The organism is Anaeromyxobacter sp. SG17 (genome assembly GCF_022690695.1).
Classification (GTDB): domain Bacteria; phylum Myxococcota; class Myxococcia; order Myxococcales; family Anaeromyxobacteraceae; genus Anaeromyxobacter; species Anaeromyxobacter soli.
Genome location: NZ_JALCYX010000046.1, coordinates 14,655 through 35,139, shown reverse-complemented (window position 1 = coordinate 35,139; position 20,485 = coordinate 14,655). Strand labels below are relative to the sequence as shown.

The 20,485-nt window shown below is 74.8% G+C and carries 19 protein-coding genes; 10 read left to right on the top strand and 9 right to left on the bottom strand.

The features are described from left to right. The coding region (truD, locus tag MNY60_RS16050; protein WP_242361133.1) for a tRNA pseudouridine(13) synthase TruD at window positions 1-1,191 on the bottom strand (1,191 nt) is incomplete at its 3' end. A gap of 141 nt (window positions 1,192-1,332) precedes the next feature. Between truD and MNY60_RS24345 the strand changes: the two genes are divergently transcribed. Beyond that, entirely contained in the window at window positions 1,333-1,557 is a 225-nt protein-coding gene (locus tag MNY60_RS24345; RefSeq protein WP_308197070.1) for a twin-arginine translocase TatA/TatE family subunit, read from the top strand. A gap of 53 nt (window positions 1,558-1,610) precedes the next feature. Here the strand turns inward: MNY60_RS24345 and MNY60_RS16040 are convergent, their stop codons facing one another. Next, window positions 1,611-1,805: a hypothetical protein gene (locus MNY60_RS16040; protein WP_242337570.1), complete on the bottom strand. Its 195-nt coding sequence runs from the start codon at window positions 1,803-1,805 to the stop codon at window positions 1,611-1,613. A gap of 200 nt (window positions 1,806-2,005) precedes the next feature. On the opposite strand from MNY60_RS16040, the gene MNY60_RS16035 reads away from it, so the two are divergent. Further along, entirely contained in the window at window positions 2,006-2,266 is a 261-nt protein-coding gene (locus tag MNY60_RS16035; RefSeq protein WP_242337568.1) for a hypothetical protein, read from the top strand. Window positions 2,267-2,329: 63 nt separating this feature from the next. Beyond that, a complete protein-coding gene (locus MNY60_RS16030) occupies window positions 2,330-3,112 on the top strand; it encodes a PHP domain-containing protein (protein ID WP_242337566.1) in 783 nt (260 codons plus the stop codon). A gap of 95 nt (window positions 3,113-3,207) precedes the next feature. On the opposite strand, the gene MNY60_RS16025 is transcribed toward MNY60_RS16030, so the two are convergent. Both MNY60_RS16025 and MNY60_RS16020 read right to left on the bottom strand, forming a co-directional pair. Next, complete coding sequence (locus MNY60_RS16025) at window positions 3,208-3,900, bottom strand: hypothetical protein (protein ID WP_242337564.1); 693 nt, start codon at window positions 3,898-3,900, stop codon at window positions 3,208-3,210. A 118-nt stretch (window positions 3,901-4,018) separates the two neighbouring features. Further along, window positions 4,019-4,204 (bottom strand): hypothetical protein, encoded by a 186-nt coding sequence (locus MNY60_RS16020; RefSeq protein ID WP_011985696.1) that lies wholly within the window; start codon window positions 4,202-4,204, stop codon window positions 4,019-4,021. A 160-nt stretch (window positions 4,205-4,364) separates the two neighbouring features. On the opposite strand from MNY60_RS16020, the gene MNY60_RS16015 reads away from it, so the two are divergent. The 3 genes from MNY60_RS16015 (at window position 4,365) to MNY60_RS16005 (ending at window position 9,299) form a co-directional block, all read left to right on the top strand. Further along, a complete protein-coding gene (locus MNY60_RS16015; RefSeq protein ID WP_242337562.1) occupies window positions 4,365-6,152 on the top strand; it encodes an adenosylcobalamin-dependent ribonucleoside-diphosphate reductase in 1,788 nt (595 codons plus the stop codon). Between the two features lie 197 nt (window positions 6,153-6,349). Then, entirely contained in the window at window positions 6,350-7,003 is a 654-nt protein-coding gene (locus MNY60_RS16010) for a response regulator transcription factor (protein WP_242337561.1), read from the top strand. Window positions 7,004-7,172: 169 nt separating this feature from the next. Then, window positions 7,173-9,299: a GAF domain-containing sensor histidine kinase gene (locus MNY60_RS16005; RefSeq protein WP_242337559.1), complete on the top strand. Its 2,127-nt coding sequence runs from the start codon at window positions 7,173-7,175 to the stop codon at window positions 9,297-9,299. A 47-nt stretch (window positions 9,300-9,346) separates the two neighbouring features. Here the strand turns inward: MNY60_RS16005 and proC are convergent, their stop codons facing one another. From proC to MNY60_RS15990, 3 genes are all read right to left on the bottom strand, one after another. Continuing rightward, on the bottom strand, window positions 9,347-10,177 hold the full coding sequence (gene proC, locus MNY60_RS16000) for a pyrroline-5-carboxylate reductase (protein WP_242337557.1): 831 nt from the start codon (window positions 10,175-10,177) through the stop codon (window positions 9,347-9,349). 153 nt (window positions 10,178-10,330) lie between these two features. Next, window positions 10,331-11,809, bottom strand: a complete 1,479-nt coding sequence (locus MNY60_RS15995) for an FAD-dependent oxidoreductase (RefSeq protein WP_242361131.1) — start codon at window positions 11,807-11,809, stop codon at window positions 10,331-10,333. Then, complete coding sequence (locus MNY60_RS15990) at window positions 11,806-13,098, bottom strand: 2Fe-2S iron-sulfur cluster-binding protein (RefSeq protein ID WP_242337553.1); 1,293 nt, start codon at window positions 13,096-13,098, stop codon at window positions 11,806-11,808. The genes MNY60_RS15995 and MNY60_RS15990 overlap by 4 nt, the downstream gene beginning before the upstream one ends. A gap of 107 nt (window positions 13,099-13,205) precedes the next feature. Here MNY60_RS15990 and MNY60_RS15985 point away from each other — a divergent pair, with 107 nt between their 5' ends. Both MNY60_RS15985 and MNY60_RS15980 read left to right on the top strand, forming a co-directional pair. Further along, on the top strand, window positions 13,206-14,150 hold the full coding sequence (locus MNY60_RS15985; RefSeq protein ID WP_242337551.1) for an alkaline phosphatase family protein: 945 nt from the start codon (window positions 13,206-13,208) through the stop codon (window positions 14,148-14,150). Window positions 14,151-14,165: 15 nt separating this feature from the next. Beyond that, entirely contained in the window at window positions 14,166-15,011 is an 846-nt protein-coding gene (locus MNY60_RS15980) for a hypothetical protein (RefSeq protein ID WP_242361129.1), read from the top strand. A gap of 2 nt (window positions 15,012-15,013) precedes the next feature. Here the strand turns inward: MNY60_RS15980 and MNY60_RS15975 are convergent, their stop codons facing one another. Both MNY60_RS15975 and MNY60_RS15970 read right to left on the bottom strand, forming a co-directional pair. After that, window positions 15,014-15,490, bottom strand: coding sequence for a hypothetical protein (locus tag MNY60_RS15975; RefSeq protein ID WP_242337547.1), 477 nt, complete (start codon window positions 15,488-15,490; stop codon window positions 15,014-15,016). Further along, window positions 15,487-17,238, bottom strand: a complete 1,752-nt coding sequence (locus MNY60_RS15970; RefSeq protein ID WP_242337545.1) for a TldD/PmbA family protein — start codon at window positions 17,236-17,238, stop codon at window positions 15,487-15,489. The genes MNY60_RS15975 and MNY60_RS15970 overlap by 4 nt, the downstream gene beginning before the upstream one ends. Before the next feature lie 377 nt (window positions 17,239-17,615). Here MNY60_RS15970 and MNY60_RS15965 point away from each other — a divergent pair, with 377 nt between their 5' ends. Further along, window positions 17,616-18,155 carry a hypothetical protein gene (locus MNY60_RS15965; protein ID WP_242337543.1) on the top strand — a complete coding sequence of 180 codons (540 nt, stop codon included), beginning with the start codon at window positions 17,616-17,618 and terminating at the stop codon, window positions 18,153-18,155. Window positions 18,156-18,609: 454 nt separating this feature from the next. After that, window positions 18,610-20,418, top strand: a complete 1,809-nt coding sequence (locus MNY60_RS15960; protein ID WP_242337542.1) for a glycoside hydrolase domain-containing protein — start codon at window positions 18,610-18,612, stop codon at window positions 20,416-20,418. Window positions 20,419-20,485: the final 67 nt, after the last annotated feature.

Below are 20,485 nucleotides of genomic sequence, written 5' to 3'. Positions count from 1 at the left end.
CGGCTCACCCGGGCGCTTCGGCGCGAGGGTCCAGTGGAAGAGCCGCTTCACGACGAGCGTCGCGTAGGCGCCCGGCGGCAGCGTGAACGCCACGTTCACCCGCAGGCGACCGCGGTTCAGCTCGTCCCGCTTCGCCTCGCCGACGGCGAGCCGGCCGGGGAACACCAGGATCGGGCGCTCCTCGGGGTCGAAGTGGATCTCGGGCGTGCCGGGCACGGCGAGATCCGCGAGCGTCTGGCCCTCGCGGCGGAGCACCGAGAGCGCGGCGCTCTCCACGGCCGGATCCGAGAACTTCGTCCCCGGGCCGAGGAGCGGGAAGCTCCGCTCGTGCAGCAGCCGCGCCTGCGCGGCGTCGAGCTCGCGCGGGAACAGGAGCGAGCCCGCCTGGTAGCGGATGGACACGAGGCGCTGAATCCCGACGACGTCCTTCAGGTACTGCTTCACGCCCTCGTTCCACAGCCAGCTCTGGTAGGCGAACACCTGGAGCGCGCGCCAGCGCGGCTCGGTCCGCAGGAGCGCGCCCCGGTAGTCGCTGGGGTTCTTGCGCAACCACCGCACGACCGCCTCGTAGCGCTCGGCGCCGGGGTAGGGGTTCCTGCGATCCCACTCGCCCCAGTGCTCCTTCCAGAACCCCTTCACCCGCGCGTCGTCGGAGGCGTCGAGCTCGCTCGGGTGCGCGAGGACGTTCCGGAGCGCGAGCTCGAAGTCACCGCGCATGAGGTCCTTCACGATGAAGCCCTGGCCGTGCTTCAGCGCGCCGAACCGCTGCGAGTCGAAGTAGTTCACGACCCCCAGGCGGCGGACCTCCGCGATGGAGGCCGTGAGGCGGGCGACGTCGTCCTCGGAGAGATCGCGGACGGTCACGGCGAAGCGGTTCGAGGTCGTGTTCTCCGCGGAGATCGCCTCGCGGGACCGCCCGAGCGGCTTCAGGCGGAGATCGGGATCCTGCAGCTCGATCTCGCGGCGGTGGATCGCGATGAGCTGGGTGGTGCGCCCCTGCTTGTCCTTGAGGCCGCAGAAGCTCACGGCCGCGCGGGGGATCTTGAACTGCTTGCAGATGCGCTCGACCGCGTCGAACGTGGAGAGCTTCTGCTTGTCCATCAGGTAGACGTAGTGCGAGCCCTTCGGGTCCTCGTCGAAGCGCCACGACTCGGAGACCTGGAAGTCCTCCGGCTTCTGCTTGAGCTTCATGCGCGCTCCCTACCACGGAACGACCGCCGGGGCGCGGTGCGGGGGGTGGCGCCGCTCCCCTGGCCGGGTGTATGGACCCCGTCCGACCCCGTGCGGCGTGCGCCCGTGGGGCCCGGGGGCGGGTCGATCTCGGAGGTCCGAATGGGCATGGGAGAGCTTCTCGTCGTCCTCTTCATCGTGGTGCTCTTCTTCGGCGCGAGCCGCTTGCCCGCGCTCGGGGAGGGGCTCGGCAAGGCGCTGCGCAGCCTGAAGGGTGCGGTGAGCGGGGAGGGGGTCTCGGGGGGCGGAGAGAAGGCCCGAAAGGTCCCTCCGCGCGAGCTCGGTCCGGGCAGCAGCGAGGGTGAGACCGGAGGGGACGAGCGCTAGTCGAGCGGAGCGCGGCGCGGGAGCACGTCCGGGCGATCCCGGGAAGCGGCCGGCTAGGCCGTCTTCTGCCGGAAGAACAGGACGATCGACAGACAGTGGAACTCGTCGTCGCTCGACTGCGTGACCACGCGGTCCACGACCTCGAGGTCGGCGTTCGAGCGCATCCAGCGCGTGACGGTCTCGCCGAGCTCCTCGCGTTCCTTGGCCTTGGTCGCGGAGAAGACCTTCACCCCGGTGAACTGCTGCATCGCGCTCTCCCCTGTCTCTGACGCCTCGCCCCTTTGCGGCGCGACCGACCCGAAAAAGTATTGCCGACGCATTTTGCACTGTCAAACCTGCGACGCCGATAACACTCGATGTCTCCTCGCGGTTTTTGGGGTCCGCGCCCCCGCCGCGGCTTTTGCTCGGCGGTTTCGGCGTCCCTAGGTTCAGGCCGAGCGGAGGGGTCATGCGGCCGAAGAAGGGCTTCGCGGTCGAGTTCATCAACCGGATCCGGACGATGGATCCCTCGGAGCTGAACGCACTCATCGTGCGTGAGGCGGGGGAGGACCTCGCCCAGTTCTTCCTGTCCTACAGCGCGAGCCTCATCTCCCGTGATCCCGAGAAGGTCCTCGAGAACACCTCGAGCCTCATGTTGATGGGCTATCTCATCCGCGCGGCCGAGGACCGTCGCGAGCACCGCCACGAGCAGGCGGTCGCCCTCGCCTGATCCTTCTCAAGCTCCCGCGCCCCGTGCTAAGCACGCGACGGCCCAGCAGAGGCCGGGGGCGCCATGCTCATCGATCTCCACGTCCACAGCCATCACTCCCGCGGCGGCACGCTCGCGCCGCGCGATGCGCTCCGCCGCGCGAAGGAGGCCGGGCTCGACGGGGTGGCGTTCACGGACCTGAACACGCTCGACGGCCTCGACGAGATCCGCGCCGCGGGCCGGGACGAGGGCCTGCTCGCGCTCGTGGGCGTCGAGGTCTCGACGGATCGCGGCCACTACCTCTGCTTCTTCCCCGATCCGTCGAAGGTCCCGGCGCCGCCGCAGGCGTTCGGGTCCGCGACCCCGTGGCCGGTGCGCGACGTGCTCGCGAAGGTGCGGGCGCTCGGCGGCGTGGCGGTGGCGGCGCACCCCTACGACAAGACGATCGACCGGCCGAGCGGGGACTTCATCTTCACGCTCGAGGGGCTCGCCGCGATCGAGGGCTTGAACGCGCGCGTCACGGCCGCGGCGAACGACCTCGCGGTCGAGGCCGCGGACCACATGACCCTGCCGTGCACCGGCGCGTCCGGCGCGCACGCCTCGCTCGACGAGATCGGGAAGGCCGCGACGCTGTTCCGTGACCCGGTGACGAGCGAGGCCGACCTCGTGGCGCAGCTCAAGGCCGGGACGGTCTTCTGCGTCGCGATGGGCGTCACGCCGCAGCCCGCGTCAGCGGGCGACCGTCGCGAGCGGCGCGACGACCGCGGCGGGCATGGCCACCGGGGCGGTCATGGCGGAGGTCACGGCGGGCGCCGCGAAGGCGGCGGGAACCGCGGCGGCCATCGCGACCGCGGCGGGCGCCGGTAGAGAGCCCCACCGCAGGCCGGATCCGTACTGCCTCCGTACGCCGAGCAGCGGAGCGACGAGTCCGCCCGGCGCAGGCCGGGATCGTGCGCCGTACGCTAGCGCTCCCAGCGGACCAGTCGATCGTCCTGCAAGAACGCGCGGCGCTTGCCGCCCGCCCACGACCACTCTTCCGTCCCCGCGGGCCGGTCGATGCGCTTCCGCTCCGGGAGGCCCCACGCCATCTCCAGCGCGCGCGGGCTCATGCCCTCGGCGGGCTCCTTCTTGAGGATCGCGGCGCGCTGGTCCGGGGGGAGGCCCCGGAAGAACGAGGAGGGATCCTCGACGGAGAGGATCTGCTCGACCTCGGCGCGGACGTCGGCGTAGCTCGCGGCGGTCTGCGGGAGGACCACGACGAGCGGCCGCGACTCGCCGGCCGCCTCGACGTAGACCCACGGGCTGTATCGCGGCGTCATCACCACGCGGCGCGCGATGAGCCAGCCGGTCGGGAACTCCACCTCGCGCAGCCGGACCGCCGTCCCGGGCGGGAGGATCCGCTCGGGCGTGGGCGGGGCGATCGGCGTGCCGCCGGTCGTCTCGATCATGTCGAGCTCGGCCGGCGACTGATCGGTGAGCAGCATCTTGGACCGGTCGCCCCAGAACGGCGCGACGTAGGCGGCGACGCGCAGGTAGCGCTGCTGCCCGTCGAGCTCCTGGTGGACGCGGGTTCGCTCGGTGTCGGGGATGGCCGCGTGCGGCGCGCAGGCCGCGAGGGCGAGGAGGGCGGGGACGAGGAGGGGAGCGCGTCGCATGCACCATTCTTCGCAGAGCCCCGCCCCGCGCACAAGCGAGGCTCCGTCGGCGCTCGAGGTGCCGCGAGGCCGATCGGGTCGGCGCGGCCGGAGAGCGGGGCCGCGCGCTCGCACCCGTCTACTTCCGCTCGGCGTTCTTCCCTTCCTCGATGAGCTCGCGGACGCGCTGCCCGCCCTTGTGACCCAGCTCCGAGTAGCCCTTCGAGCCGAGCTGCTCCTTGCGCGCCTCGCCTCCGAGGCGGCCTGCCTCGCGTACCGTCATGTTGCCGCTCGCGCGGCGCTGTCCCTTGTCCCGGTCCGGCATGTGCGACTCCCTGTCCTCCTGAGGATGGGCCAAAGCTGAGGGTGGGCCCTCTGCGGGGCAAGGGCGCGCGCGCATAAGCTTCTCCCGCCGACGCACCGGGCGCGCCGGCGGGCGCTCCTCGGGGCGGCGCAGGCGGTCGCTCACCGTTACGCTTCAGGCCATGGCGCGGCTGAGCGACAACGCCCTTCACGTCCTGGAACGCCGCTACCTCCTGCGCGACGAGCACGGCGCCGTGGTCGAGACGCCGGAGGCCCTGTTCCGGCGCGTCGCCCGGGCGGTCGCCGCGGCGGAGCCGCCCGGCGAGCGCGATCGAGCCGCCGAGCGGTTCGAGGCACGCATGACGGGGCTCGAGTTCCTGCCCAACTCGCCGACCCTGATGAACGCGGGCCGGACGCACGGCCAGCTCGCCGCCTGCTTCGTGCTGCCCGTGGAGGACGACCTCGCAGCGATCTTCGACGCGCTCAAGTGGGCGGCCCTCATCCACCAGTCCGGCGGAGGCACCGGCTTCGCGTTCTCGCGGCTGCGGCCGCGCGGCGACGTGGTGAAGACCACGCACGGCGTCGCGAGCGGTCCGGTCTCGTTCATGCGCGTCTACGACGCCGCGACCGAGATCATCAAGCAGGGCGGCGTGCGGCGCGGGGCGAACATGGCGGTCCTCTCCGCCGCGCATCCGGACGTCGTCGAGTTCGTGGACGCGAAGCGCGGCCACGGCCTCGAGAACTTCAACCTCTCCGTCGCCGCGCCCGACACGCTGTTCCACGCCGCGTCGCGCGGCGAGCCGTGGCCGCTCCGCCATCCGAGGAGCGGGGCGGTGGTGCGGACGATCGACGCGCGGGCGCTGCTCGACAGGATCGCGGAGGCGGCGTGGGCGTCGGGCGAGCCGGGCCTCCTCTTCCTCGACCGCGTCGAGGCGGCGAACCCGACCCCCGACCTGGGACACTTCGAGGCGGTGAACCCGTGCGGCGAGCAGCCGCTGCTGCCCTTCGAGGCGTGCACGCTCGGCTCCGTGAACCTCGGCCGCTTCGAGCGGGGCGGCCGCGTGGACTGGGACGCGCTCGCCGCGTGCGTGCGGGACGGCGTGCGCTTCCTCGACGACGTGCTCGACGTGAACGTCTGGCCGCTGCCGCAGATCGCGGAGATCTCGCACCGCAACCGGAAGGTCGGGCTCGGCGTGATGGGCTGGGCGGATCTGCTCGTCCGCCTCGGGACGCCCTACGACGCGCCCGAGGCGCTCGCGCTCGCCGACGAGGTCATGGGCTTCGTGCAGCGCGAGGCCCACGCCGCGAGCGAGGAGCTCGCGCGCGAGCGCGGCCCGTTCCCTGGCTTCCCCTCGAGCGCGCTCGCGCGGGACGGCCGCCCGCCGCGCCGGAACGCGACCGTCACGACGATCGCGCCGACCGGCACGCTCGCGCTCATCGCGGGCTGCTCCTCCGGCATCGAGCCGCTCTTCGCGCTCGCCTACGTCCGCCGGGCGCTCGACGACTCCGAGCTCCGCGAGGAGCACCCCCTCGTCGCGCGGGCCCTCCACGAGGCCGGCGCCGGCGCGGCGATCTCCTCGGTGCGCGCGGCGGGACGCGCGCGCGGGATCGTGGGCGTGCCGGACGCGGTCGCGCGGCTCTTCGCCACCGCCTACGACGTCTCGCCCGAGGCGCACGTCCGGATGCAGGCGGCCTTCCAGCGCCGCACCGACAACGGCGTCTCGAAGACCATCAACCTGCCCCGCGACGCCGTCGTCGGCGACGTGGCGCGCGCGTATGCGCTCGCGTTCGAGCTCGGCTGCAAGGGGATCACCGTCTACCGCGACGGCTCGCGCGAGCAGCAGGTGCTCACGAGCGGCGCCACGCGGAACGGCGAGGAGTGTCCGCAGTGCGCGTCCGCCCTCACCCGGGCCGGCGGCTGCATGACGTGCGGTCACTGCGGCTGGGCGAGCTGCGAGACGACCGAGTGAGGTGAGCCGTGCCTCGCTGCCGCGCCCGGGCCATCCGGGGCCGGCGGTCGTTCCGGGCGGGGCGCGGGAGGGGAGCCCTCGCTCGCATACGCGTCCTGCGCGGACGCGTCACGTCGTCACGGGAGTGGTAGGGGCCTTCCACCGACATTACAGACAGTGCCGGACGTCGGGAGAAGTCGCCGTCAGGGAGGTCCCCGATGAGAGCGATCGTCGCGGATGATCACGAGGTGGTGCGGCGGGGCGTGCGTGCCCTCGTCGAGTCGCACCCCGGCTGGACGGTGTGCGGCGAGGCCTCGAACGGACGGGACGCCGTCCGGCTCGCTCAGGAGCTCCGCCCGGACGTCGTGGTGCTCGACGTCACCATGCCCGACCTGAACGGGCTCGAGGCGACGCGCGAGATCCGCTCGACGGTGCCCGGCACCGAGATCGTCCTCCTCACGGTGCACGACTCGGATCAGCTGCTCGATCAGGCGCTCAGCGCCGGCGCCCGCGGCTACGTCCTCAAGGAGGACGCCGCCCGTCACCTCGTGGACGCCATCGACGCGCTGTCCCGCCACACCCCGTACCTCACGGCGCGCGGGGCGGAGCGCCCGGCCGCCGTTCCGGCCGCGGAGGCGGGCCGGAACGCCGCCGTGTCGCGCGGAGGCCGCGTCACCTCCCTCACGCAGCGCGAGCGCGAGGTGCTCCGGCTGCTCGCGCAGGGCGAGTCGAACCGCGAGGTCGGCGAGCAGCTCTCCATCAGCGCGAAGACGGTCGAGACCCACCGGGCGAACGTCATGCGGAAGCTCGGCGCGAGCTCGATCGTGGACCTCGTCCATTACGCCATCCGCAACGGCATCGTCGTGCCGTGACGTGACCGCGCGGCCTGCGGAGAGCCTCGGGGGCCGCGGTCGCGAAGCCGCAGGCGACGGCGCGCGCCAGTCCCCGGCTTGCCGCCGAGGCGTCCCGTGGGGGCGGGCGGCGATCGTGCGCAGACGGCTCCGGAGGGGGCGCGCGTCGCGGATGGGGCCTGCGTAGACGATGGCGACGCGCTCCGACACCGACCCAGCGTCGACCGGCGCCGAGCGGCGGGCCGACCCGATCGCGTCGGCGGCCGAGCAGCTCCTCGCGGTGGGCGCCGCGGAGCTCGACGCCGCGGTGGACGCAGTCCTCCGGCACGCGGTCCTGCACGTGGGCGCGGAGCGCGGGGCCGTCGTCCTCCTGGGCCGCGAGCAGAGCCTGGCGCTCGAGCGGTCCTGGGCGGCCCCCGGCGTGCCGCCGGTCCGGGAGCAGCTCGACGCGCCCTGGGTCCGCGCCGAGATCCAGGCGGGCAGGGTGGTCGCGCTGTCGTCCACGGACGATCTCCCGTCCTCGGCGGAGGCGGAGCGGCGGATCGCCCGGAAGAGCGGCATCCGCTCGGCGCTGTTCGTGCCCCTCGTGTGCGCGGGGCACCCGGTCCTCGGGTGGGCGGGGTTCGTCACGCTCTCGCGGCCGCGCCCCTGGGCGGCGGGGGTCATCGAGGACGCCCGCCGGCTCGCGACGCTCCTCGCCGCCGCGCTCCTGCGGCTCCGCGCCGAGCGCGAGCGCGACGAGCAGGCCCGGCTGCAGGCCCTCGCGCTCGAGGTCTCGTCGGGCTTCATGGACCTGCCTCCCGAGCGCGTCGTGGAGGGCGTCGTCGGGGCGCTGCGGCACACCGCGCGCGCGCTCGAGGCGGATCGCGGGTCCGCGTGGCTCCTGGAGGACGAGGGCGGCGCCGTGATGCGCCTGCTCGCGTCCTGGCCGCCGGACGCCGGGCTCCCGGAGCGCGGCGCGCGGGACGAGAAGCCCTGGCTCGGCGCGATCCTCGAGCGTCACCTCCGCGAGCACCGGCCGTACGCGCTGCACACGATAGACGAGCTCCCGCCGACCGCCGAGGCGGATCGCCAGCGCCTGCGCGCGCTCGACGCCGAGGCGCTCGCGGCCATCCCGCTCCGCGCCGGCGATCGCGCGCTCGGCTGGCTCGCCTTCTCGTGCCGGCGGCCCCACGCGTGGTCGGCGCACGCGCTCGCGAACACCCTCATCGTCGGGGACGTGGTCGGCGGCGCGATCGCGAGGGCTCGCGACGCCGAGCGGATGCGCGCGAGCGAGCTCGGCGCGCTTGCGTCGCGGGACCTCCTCCAGTCGACGATCGACGCGCTGTCGGCGCACGTCGCGATCACCGACGCGGAGGGGACCGTCCTCGCGGTGAACGCCGCCTGGCGGCGCTTCGCGGACGAGAACGGGCTCGCGATGCCGCGCCACGGGCTGGGCGCGAGCTACGTCGCCGAGTGCGAGGCCGCGGCCGCGAACGGCTGCGCGGAGGCCGCGGCCGTGAACGGCGCCATCGGCGCCCTCGCCGCCGGCCGGCTCGACGACTACCGCGTCGAGTACGCGTGCCATGGCGCGCAGCGGCCGCGCTGGTTCCAGCTCCGCATCACGCGCTTCGGAACGCCCAGCGCGACCCGGCTCGTGTTCGCGCACGAGGAGGTCACGGAGCTCAAGCAGTCCGAGGAGCGGCTCCACGCGCTCACCGGCCAGATCCTGCACGTGCAGGACGGCGAGCGGCGGCGCATGGCGCGCGACCTGCACGACGGGGTCGCCCAGCAGGTGTTCGCGATGTCGCTCGAGCTCGCCCGGGCGCGCGGACGCGCCGAGGACCCCGAGGTCCTCCGATCGCTGCAGGAGTGCGAGGCCCTGTGCCGGATGGTGCTCCAGGACCTGCGCACCGTCGCGCACGTGCTCCACCCGCCGATGCTCGACGTGGTCGGGCTCGTGCCGGCGCTCGACTGGTTCGTCCGCGGCTTCGCGGCCCGCAGCGGGATCGACGTGGCGTTCCGGTCCGAGGGCGTCGAGCGGCTCGCCCCCGAGACGGAGCTCGCGCTGTTCCGGGTGGTGCAGGAGGCGCTCGCGAACGTCCAGCGCCACTCGGGGAGCCCGTCCGCCCAGGTGTCGCTGACGCAGGGGGAGGGCGAGGTGGTGCTCGTGATCCGCGATCAGGGCCGGGGCATCCAGCTCGGCCCCGGCGCGCTCGTCGGCGTGGGCGTGGGAGGGATGCGCGAGCGGATCCGCCAGCTCGGCGGCACGCTGCGGATCGTGGGCGGGGCGGAGGGGACCGAGATCCGCGCCACGGTGCCCGCGCGCGTTCCCTGATCGAGGGCGCCCGCTTCGCGTCGCGAATCTCGAATCGCGCCGGCCCCTCAATCCCCGCGCACGGCCCGCTCGCCCAGCTCGCGCGAGCGCCGCGTCGCGGCCTCGACCGCCGCGATGAGCGCGGCGCGCAGCCCGCCCTGCTCGAGCACGTGCACGCCCGCGATGGCCGTCCCGCCCGGGCTCGTCACCTGGTCCTTCAGGCGGCCCGGGTGCTCGCCCGTCTCGAGCACCAGCTTCGCGGAGCCGAGCACGGTCTGGGCGGCGAGCGCCATCGCCACGGAGCGGGCGAGCCCGACCTTCACCCCGCCGTCGGCGAGCGCCTCGATGACGAGGAACAGGAACGCCGGTCCCGAGCCGGAGAGGCCGGTCACGGCGTCGAGGAGCGGCTCCTCGACGACGACCGTCGTACCGACGGACTGGAAGAGCGCGCGGGCCTGCTCGAGGTCGGCGTCGGTGGCGTGCGCCCCGCGCGCGAGCGCGCTCGCGCCGGCGCCCACGAGGGCGGGCGTGTTGGGCATCGTCCGGACGATGCGGACGCCGGCGCCGAGCTTGCGGGCGATCGCCGCGATCGAGACGCCGGCGGCGATCGAGATCACGAGCTTGCGGTGATCCACCGCCGGCGCGATCTCGTCGAGGAGCTGCTCCATCGTCTGCGGCTTGACGGAGAGGACGACGATGTCCGCCTGCTCGGTCGCCTCGAGGTTCGAGGCGACCGTCGTGACGCCGTAGCGCTTCGCGATCTCGTCGCGCCGCTCCGAACGGAGCTCGGCGCACAGGATCTCGGCGGCGGTCGCCGTCCCCGCGCGGAGGAGCCCCTTCACGAACGCCTCGGCCATGTTTCCGGTGCCGAGGAACGCGATCTTCTTCCCGAGTGCCATCGGGGAAGCCTAGACGACCCGGCGGGATTCGTGAACAGCCAACGAGCGAAGCGCCTCCGGGTGGGCGTCGCGCGCTCGAGACCGCGCGTTCCCGGGCCCGGCCAGAGGGGTGAGGCGCCGGCCGTGCGCGCGAGGGCTGCTCCATGGAGCGCGCTACCCGATGATGAAGTCCTCCTTCGCCACCGGGCCCCGCGTGAACCGGTCGAGCGTGAACTGCTCGAAGATCTCGTGCTTGCCCTTGCCGGTGAGCCAGTCCGCGTACAGCTCCGCGACGGCCGGCGCCATCATGAACCCGTGGCCGACGAACCCGGAGAGCTGGTGGAAGTTATCGAACCCGGCCGGGCCGAGCACCGGGTTGTTGTCGGGCGTGACGTCGTAGCAGCCCGCCCACTGCCTGAGGACCCGCGTCCCGGCGAGCACCGGGATGCAGTCGATCGCGGCGCGCGCGAACCGCGCGAGGAAACGGAGCGTCGACCCCTGCACGACGCCCTCCGGCTCCAGCGGATCGCCCATGCCGCCCACGAGCTCGCCGCGCTGGGACTGCGAGAAGTAGAGGCCGTTCCCGAGGACCGACACGAGCGGATCGAGCCACGGCTTCATCGGCTCCGTGACCAGGATCTCGTGGCGCGTGGGGCGGTTCGGGAGCGCCACGCCCGCGAGCGCGGCCACCTCCTTCGACCAGGCCCCGGCGGCGACCACCACGAGATCGCAGGCCACGCGGCCGCGGTCCGTCACGACGGCGGTGACCCGCCGCTCGGCCGTCTCGAAGCCGGTGACCCTCGTGAAGGTCGCGATGCGCGCGCCGGCCGCCTCCGCCTGGCCGGCGTAGCCCCACAGGAACGGCCAGGGGAAGACCACCCCGTCGTCGGGGTTGTACGAGGCCGCGAGGAAGCGCGACGGATCGAGCTCCGGCACCACCTCGAGCGCCTGCGCCCGGTCGATGACGCGGGTGCGCAGCCCCTCCTCGCGGTGGAGCTCGGCGTTGCGCTCGATGCGCTCCACCTGCTCCGGCGTGGGGGCGAGGAACAGGTACCCGCCGCGCCGGAACCAGACGTTCACGCCCATGTCCACCGCGAAGCGGTCGCAGAGCTCGAGCGAGCGGCGCGCGAGGCGGATCATCGTGGGGGTCGTCCACTGCGCGCGGACCCCGCCGCCGTTCCGGCCCGAGGCACCCGCGTTGAGGTAGGCGCGCTCCAGCACGAGCACGTCCTTCGTGCCGCGCCGGGTGAGCTCGTAGGCGAGGGCGAGGCCCATGATGCCCCCGCCGACGATGACGACGTCGGCGCGCGCGGGCAGCGGCGCGAGCTCGGCGGCGGGCGTTCGCGCCTCGGCCGGGTGGACGGGCACGCCGTCGTCGATGGGGAGGTCGGCCGGCTCGATCGCCGCGAGCGCGCCGAGCGGCGCCGGCCGGTAGGGCGGCCGCACCGTGAAGGGCAGCACCTCGGCCGGCGTGGCGCCGAGCCGGAGCAGCTCGCGGGCGACGAGGGCGACGCAGCTCTTCCCCTGGCAGGGCCCGGTGCCGAGCCCCGTGTAGCGCTTCACCGACTCGAGATCGCGGTTGCCGGCCTCGAAGGCGCGCCGGACCTCGTCGAGGAGCACGTCCTCGCAGCTGCACACGAAGGTCTTCGTCATCGCGCGGCCTCCCCCGCCCGCCGGCCCGCCTCGGCCGCGCGCGCGCCGTCCATCGTCCCCGTCACCTCGCCCGCCGCGAAGAGCCCGTCGACGCCGGTCCGCCCGTCGGCGGCCACGCGCAGGGCGAACACGCCCGTGGTCGCGTCGAGCACGAGCTCCGCGCCGAGCTCGCGCGCGAGCTCGGTCGCCGGCGCGGGAGGGGTGGCCACGGCGACGACGTCGACCGGGATCCGCTCGCCCGCGAGCTCGAGCGCGCGCACGCGCGCGCGGCCGAGGACCCGCCCGCCCTCCGCGCTCCGCAGCCGGCGGACCTCCATCCCGGCCGCGGCGAGCCGGGCCGTGAGCGCCTCCGGCTCCGCCCCCTCGCCGAGCACGATCGCGCGCCGGCCCGGGACGACCCCGTGCTCCGCGAGAGCCACCGCGAGGCCGCGGCCCCCGTACACGCCCGGTCGATCGCCGTCGGCGATGGCGGGCGGCTGGGGGTGGCCGCCCGCCGCGACCACGATGCGTCCGGGCCGCACGAGGCGGAGCCGCCGCGGCGGCCCGTCGGCGTCGAGCGCGGCGAGGGGGCTGCCGCCGTCGCGCCAGAGCCCGAGCACCGCGGTGCGCAGCGCGACCTCGCCCCCGGCCGCCGTCACCCGGGCGACCACCCGCGCCGCCCAGGCGAGGTCCGGCTCTCCCCGCAGGCCGTAGCGACAGCGGAGCCGTCCGCCCACCGCGGGCTCGGCGTCGGCGACGAGCACCCGGCGGCCCAGCTCCGCGAGGGCCTCGGCGGCGGCGAGCCCCGCGGGGCCGGCGCCCACGACGAGCGCGTCGAAGCGCTCCTCCGAGGCCGGCGCGGAGCGCTCGGCCGGGAGCGCCTCGACGTCGGGCAGCGTGCCGAGGCCCGCGAGCCGGCGCGAGAACGCCACCGCGGCGTGGTTCGCGATCCCGCTCCAGGTCATGAGGTGGTGGTGATCGAGGCCGTGCGGGTAGACGAGGTCGATCGCGCCGAGCAGGTCGTGCTGGGCCGTCGGCAGCGCGTTCTGCGTCTGCACCGTGAGTCCCTGCTGGCACGGCGTCCGGCAGGCCCGCTGGTTCGGGAGCCCGCCGGCGCGGACGAGGCAGGAGCCGCACGAGCCGGTGAGGCAGAAGGCGCCGCGCGGGCGGTGGTACTTGGCGCTGCGCGACACGAGGGGGCGCCCGTGGGCGAGGAGCGCGGCGGCGACGGGCTCGCCCCGCCGCGCGGGGATGGGCTCGCCGTCGAAGAAGATGGTGCAGTCGGGATCGAAGGTCGGGAGGCGGGGCATGGGGTCCTGGCTCGGGCGCGCGGAGAATAGCGCCGAGGCGGCCCGGCGTCTCGCCCGCGCACCGTGCCCGAAGGTGCCCTGTGGCGCGTCCGCGCGCCGCCCGGGTTATGACACACCGCGTGGCGGTCCTCTTCGTCTTCGTCGACGGCGTCGGCGCCGGGCTCCCGGACCCGGACCGGAACCCGCTCGCCCGCGCCGACCTGCTGCTGTCGCGCTTCGCGGACGGCACCGGGACGCCGCTCCCGGCCGGCGGGCGTGCCGTCCTCGCCGACGCGTGCCTCGGCGTCCCCGGTCGCCCCCAGTCGGCGACGGGGCAGACGGCGATCCTGACCGGCGAGAACGCGCCGGCGGCGGTGGGTCGTCACGTGCTCGGCTTTCCGAACGCGCCGCTCCGCGAGCTCCTCCGCGCGCGCTCGCTGTTCCGCGCGCTCGCCGCCGCGGGGCGCACCGCGGTGTTCGCGAACGCGTACCCGGTCGCCTACCTGCGCGCCCTGGGCCTCGAGGCGGACGGCGAGCCGGAGCTCGCGCTCGGGCGTCGCCGCCCGCGCGCCGCGGCGACGACGATCGCGTACGCGGCGGGGGGCTTCCGCTTCCGGACGTGGGCCGACGCGCGCGCGGGGCGGGCGCTCACCCACGACCTCACCGGGCGCCGCGCGCGAGCTCACGGCGCGGACGTGCCCGAGCGCGCGCCCGAGGAGGCGGCGGGGATCCTCGGCGCGCTGGCCGCGGGCGCGGATCTCGCGCTCGTCGAGTTCTTCGAGACCGACGAGGCCGGCCACGCGCGGTCCATGCCCGCCGCCCTCGACGCCTTGCAGCGCGTCGACGCCTTCCTCCGCGCGCTCGTCGCCGCGCTCGGGCCGGACGACGCGCTCGTCGTCGCGAGCGACCACGGCAACGTGGAGGATCTGTCCATCCGCAACCACACCCGCGCGCCGGTCCCCGTGCTCGGGTTCGGCCGCGCCGCGGCCGCGCTCGACGCCGTGCGGGACCTCACCGACCTCGCACCGCTCCTCCTCGGCCTCGCCGGGGCGCTTGCGCCGCCCGCACGCTGAACGGTAGAGGAGGGCGTGCCCCGCGTCGCGCTCGCCGCCGCGCTCGCGCTCCTCGCCGCGTGCGCTCCGCGCGCGCCCCGCGACGGGGCCGGCGCCGAGCGCGCCCTCGACGTCTCCGCCGGCGGGGCGCGCTTCCGCATCGTGTTCGGCCCGGAGGACGCCGGCGAGGCCCGGCGCGTCGCGGACGCGCTCGCCCTCGCGGCGCCGCGCGCGCAGCGCTTCGGGGCGCTCGCCGTCCCGGTGACCATCACCCTCCACCCCAGCCACGCGGCGCTCGAGCGCGCCGCGTCGCGGCCGGGCTACCCCTGGCTGAGGGCCTGGGCGCGCTACGCCACGATCGAGCTGCAGTCCCCGCGCACGTGGGGAGGGCTCGGCGGGCTCGTCGGCGCGCGCCGCGGCCGGGTCGCCGAGCTCCTCGCGCACGAGCTCGCCCACTGCGCGATGTGGCAGCGCGCGGGCGACGCGCAGACCTGGCTCTACAAGGGCATCCCGCGCTGGTTCACCGAGGGGCTCGCGAGCGTCGCGGCGGGGCAGGAGCGGCGCCACGCGGCTCTCGCGGACCTCGCGCGCTTCTACGACGGCGCGGCGCCCTCCGCGGCAGGGGGCGCTGGCGGCCCGGATCCGCTCTCCGAGTCGGAGGCGCTGTACCTCCGCCAGGCGGAGCTCGTCTACGGCGCCGCGCACCACGCGTTCGGATTCCTCGTCGCGCGCTACGGCGACGCGCGCGTGCGGGCCGTGCTCGACGGGATGGGCGCGGGGCTCTCGTTCGCGTCCGCCTTCCGCGCCGCCGTCGGCCCCGAGCCCGAGGCGTTCGAGGCGGAGTTCCGGCGCTACGTCGCGTGGCGCGGCTTCGAGCGCTGAGCTCAGGCCCGGCGCACGACGCTCGCGACCAGCCACAGCCTGTCGCCGTAGGCGCGCTCCGCGCAGAGCCAGAGCCGCACCGGCTCGCCGGCCACCTGGAGGGCCGCGCCCGACTCGGGGCCCCACACCCACTCGCGCGCCTCGGCGCCCCCGCCGCTGCGGGGCGGGCCGGCCTCGGCGCCCAGCAGCGCGAGGGACACACGCACCGGGTCCGCCGGCTCGGCGCCGACGACCTCCATGAGCGTCACGAGCCCCTCGCGATCCGCCTCGAGGTGGGCGACGGCGGCGAGCTCGCCGTCCTTCCGGAAGCAGACGTCCGGCTCGGAGAGATCGATGTTGAGGAGGCGGCGCCGCTCGGCGTCGAGCCCGATGGGCGTCGCGTAGGGCGTCCAGCCCGCGCGGAGGAACGCGTCGAGGGCGCCGCGGCGCGGCTGGAGGAGGACGGAGTCGAGCGTGGGGACGGGGAGGGGCAGGCTCACGGCGCCACCCCCGGACTGCGCGGGGAGGCGCCCGAGGGGGCCTCGGACCAAGGCGCGGGCAGGATCGGGCTCCGCTCGCTCGCGCGGGCCACCCGCTGCAGCTCGATCTCGCCGACGAGCGCGGCAGGGGCCACGGTCGACACCGGCACGTAGCCGCTCTCCGCGCCGCAGTAGCCGTTGAACACCTTCACCTCGCGTGTCGTCGCCATCACCTTGTTCACGCTGGTGAGCGGCGTCCCGACGAGCTCCACGCCGCGCACGAGCACCTCCTCGCCGGTCCTCGCGTCCACCCGGTAGACGAGCCGCGGGGTCCCCTTGAACGCCTGGTAACCGTAGGACATCGTGTTCGTGTCGCCTCCCGTGACGTCGCGGATGACGAGCCCGTAGGGCTTCCCCTGGCGGCGGGCCTCCTTCATGAGCAGGCGCTTCAGCTCGTCGTGCGACACCGTCCGCCGCGACTCGACGACGAGGTTCGCCATCCGCGCGGTGGGGCTCCGCCCGCCCTGGCTGCGGCCGTGGCCGTTCGAGCGCTCGAACGGGCGCACCGGCTTTCGCGAGAGCAGGTAGGTCACGAGCCGGCCGTCCTTCACGAGCACCGTGCGCTGCGCGGCGACGCCCTGATCGTCGAACGCGTAGCTGCCGTTGAGCGCCGTGCCGGCGGCGCTCTCCAGCGTCGGGTCGTCCACGATCGAGAGGAAGGCGGGGAGGATCTGCTGCCCCACCTGCCCCTTGAACGTCTGACCCTCCTTGTCGTCGTCGACGCGCTCACCCTCCAGCCGGTGTCCGACCACCTCGTGGAAGAGCACGCCCGCCGCCTCGGGCTCGAGGATCGCGGGCCCGGTGTACGGATCGATGGCCGGCGCCTTGCGCAGGGCCTCGAGCTCCGCGGCGACGGCGTCGACGGCCTCCCGGACCTCGCCCTCCGATGGGAGCGCGGCCTCCGTGCGCGCGTAGAAGTCGCGCCCGTCCTCGAGGAGCTGGCCGTCCGGCGCGCGGGTCACCGCCTGCAGGTGGACGAGGTAGAGCGTCCGCTCCGTGACGAGGGCGGACCCCTCGCTCGAGGCGAACCAGCGGACCTGCCTCTCCGCGGTGATCCGGAGGGAGGCGTCGAAGATCGCGGGGTGCGCCCGGAAGCGCGCCGTGGCCTCGCGCGCGAGCGCCTTCCAGCGCTCGCGGTCGAGGGGGAAGGGCAGGGGAGCGTCGACGTGGCGCGAGGCCGCCTCGCGCGTGAAGCTCGGGGCGCGCGCGGGATCGTCCTGCCGGTACACCTGGCGCGAGCGCTTCTTGAAGTACGACGACAGCGCCTCCTTGAGCTTCTCGTCGGTCGCGAGCCACAGCGCGTTGCGCAGCGCCGTGGTGTCGCCGTCGAGCGGCGCCTCCTTCGGCGCGTACCAGCTCGGCCCCTCGCCCATGACGAGGAACGGCCCCTCGTCCGGCGCGGACGAGTCGAGCTCGTAAGAGCCGACGCGCAGATCGACGAACAGGTTGCGGTCGCGACGCGCGTCGTCCTCGAAGAGCGCTCCGAAGCGCGCGCTGATCTGGTGGCGCGCCACGTCCGTCACCTGGTAGCCGATGAAGTACGGCGCGTCGTAGCCCTCGATCCGCAGCCGCTCCATCGAGCGGGAGAGCTCCGCCTGCATGGCGCCGAGGATGGCCAGCCGCTCGTCGGCGACCGCCTGCGCGGGCGGGTGAGGGGGGGCGGGTGCGGCGGCGACCGCGAGGGCGGCGGCGAGGGCGGCGGCGAGCATCGCCCGTGACTTAGCACGGGGCCCCGGGCGGCGCGGGCTCGGATCGTCCTCCGGGGCGGCCGCGGCTCGGCGGCCGGCCGGGCGAGCTTTCGCCCCGTCCCCCACCGCGCGTGCGTTCGCCTGGCGGTGCACGGCTCCGGAGTCCCGCGAAGCGTGCAGACGCGCGCGAGCGGAGCCGCGCGGTGCCGCTCGTGCCCCGCCCTGTTCACCGGTTGGGAAATCCGTTTCTCCCTCCGCTCGCCGAGCTCGCGGCCGGCGCGTCGCCGGGGGGGAGGCGCGCGCTGGCAAGACCGTTGCTATCTCGTTTCGGTGGGTCCGGGGTGCCGGGCGCGGGGTCCTGAAGGCGGACGGGGAGGCGGGGCGTGAGAGCGGTGGCGGTGGGACTTCTGATCGAGGAACAGCGGGGCGAGATCGCGTCGGCTTGGCGGGGGACGGTCGAGCACGAGCTCGGCGGAGAGCCGGCGATCGGGTTCGCGGTGGGGCCGCTGCTGCGGGAGATGGCGCTCGCCCTCCGGGGCGACGCCCCGCCGTCCCGCGCGCGCTCCATGGAGGACGGGCTGCAGCGCTGCGCAGTGCTCGTCCGCTCGGGCGCCCAGGGGGCGCGCGTCGCGCGGGAGTTCAAGCTCCTGCACCGCGCCGTCTGGGACACGCTCCGCGCCTCGGGGCGAATCATCGCGGCGGACGAGCGCCGCGCGGTCGACGAGTGGCTCGACGAGGCGCTCGCGGCGTCGCTCGAGCGCCTGGATCGCGTCCGCGCGCGGGTCGAGCTCCTGGAGCGCGCGCCGTCGGCCAGCCCGGTGGCCCGGCCGGCGCCCGCCCTCCAGCGGCCTCCGCCGCTGCCCTCGGCGCGCGCGCGGCAGGCCGCGCGGCCTCCGCCGCTGCCGGCGTTCCCCGCCGCGCCCCACGGCGGTGAGTAGCAGCCGAGGTCGGGGCAGAGCCTGATCGGGCGGTTCCCGCCGCCCACCCTCGCGCCGCGCGGCTCACGCCGTGCGGCGCGAGCCGTTTTGGCCGTCCGTGCGTCGCCGGCACGCGGCCGCGCGTGACCGCCGCGCGCCCATCCCGCCGCGCCTATCCCCAAATTGGCCACAGCCTGGGCGCCGCCCGTACGACGGGCGTGCGAGCAGGGCGTAGCCCACGCCCGCGCCGGGGCGCCGAGCCGGCGCGGATCTTCCAGTAACCCCAGCCCCGATCGCGAGCAGGCGAGCTCGCTGTACGAATCGGCTCACCCTGGCGCCGGGCGTCGGATGGCGTGGGTGCGCGGCCGAGCTTCACCCTCTCCGCGGCACCTCTGCTCACCGGGGGGCGAGAAATTCGCTCGCTTGGGCCTCCGTTCCTCGTTCGCAAACCCGAACGGGAAAGGAGCCCCACCCGATGACTTCCCGCCGAGCCGTCCTCTTCGCCGCCGCCCTCTCGATCGCCCCGATGTTCGCCTCCGCGGCGGACGTGTGGGTGGCCCCTGCGACGGAGAAGATCCGGCCCGACGCAAAGCCGCGCCCGAGCACCGAGGCGCGCATCGCGGCGGCCCGCAACGAGTTCGAGGCATTCCAGGTGGTGGTGACCGGTCCGGCGCGCGGCGTGTCCGCGAGCGCCACGAGCCTCCAGGGGCCCGGCACCGTCGACGACGTGAAGCTCTACCGCGAGGACGCGATCGACGTGCAGACGCCGTCTGCCCTCGACGGCGGCACCGGCCGGTGGCCGGACGCGCTCGTGCCCGACGTCGACGACGTCGTGGGCGAGAAGCGCAACGCGTTCCCCTTCGACGTCGCCGAGGGCGAGAGCCGGGCGATCTGGGTCGAGGTGCGGGTACCGCGCGACGCGAAGCCCGGCAGCTACTTCGGGAAGGTGACGGTGACCTCCGACGCCGGCGAGGCGCAGATCCCCGTGATGCTCACGGCCTGGGACTTCGAGCTGCCGTCGACGGCGTCGCTCAAGACGCACTTCGGCCTGTCGTACGGCCTCATCCCCGGCGGCCACGGCGTGTCGCCCGAGGACGACGCCGCCATCCGCGCGCGCTACGCCGCGCTCGGCCTCGACCACCGCATCTCGCTCTCGGGCGTCGCCGACGACGGCCACCACGGCGACTTCGACCACTTCGACCAGTACTACGCGGCGCTCGTGGACGGCACGGCGCAGACGCGCCTCCCCGGCGCGAAGCTCACGACCGTGAAGTACGTCGGCAACCAGACCTCCGTCGACGAGCACCGCCGCTGGGCGGAGCACTTCCGCGCGAAGGGCTGGATGGATCGCCTCTTCGACTACACCTGCGACGAGCCGCCCCTCACCTGCAGCTGGGACGACATCCCCACCCGCACGCAGGCCGTCCATGACGCCGACCCCGAGTTCAAGACGCTCGTGACGACGCAGATCTGGGACTCCGACGCGCACGGCGTGTCGAGCGACATCGACATCATGGTGCCGGTCATCAACTGGATGGACGACAAGCCGACCGGCGAGCACCCCGGCGACAACCGCTCCAAGTACGACGGCTTCCTCGCGCAGTCGAAGGCCAAGGAGCTCTGGCTCTACCAGAGCTGCATGAGCCACGGCTGCGGCGGCACGGTGAACATGGGCAGCCCGTCGGAGTGGGACGAGTACACCACCGGCTGGCCCTCCTACATGATCGACGCGTCCGCCGTGCGGAACCGCGCCATGGAGTGGATCTCCTTCCTCGAGGGCGCGACCGGCGAGCTGTACTGGGAGACGGCGTTCGCGTTCACCCACGACGCGTGGTCGAACCAGTGGGACTTCTCCGGCAACGGCGACGGGACGCTCTTCTACCCCGGCCGGCCCGATCGGATCGGCGGCTCGACCCAGATCCCCGTCGCCTCGATCCGGCTCAAGATGATCCGCGAGGGCATGGAGGACTACGAGTACCTGAAGCTCCTCGCCGACGCGGGCCAGGGCGACGCCGCGCGCAAGATCGCGCGCGACCTCTTCCCCTCCGCCTCGCAGACCGAGGTCGACCCGCAGCGGGTGATGGCGGCGCGCGAGGCGCTCGCGATGCAGATCCTCGCGGTGCAGGGGAAGAAGCTCGCCTCGGTGGGGGGCGTGCCGGGCATGCCGAGCTTCCCGCTCGTGCAGGGCGGCGGCTGCGGCTCCTCGGGCGGGTTCGGCGCGGGCGCGCTCCTCTCGCTGCCTTCGCTCGTGGCCTGGGCGCGGCGGCGCCGCCGGGGCAGGTAGTACCCACCGTCACGTGTGCGCAGAGGGGCGCGGCCGGTCCGTCCGGCCGCGCCCTTTCCTTTCCGTC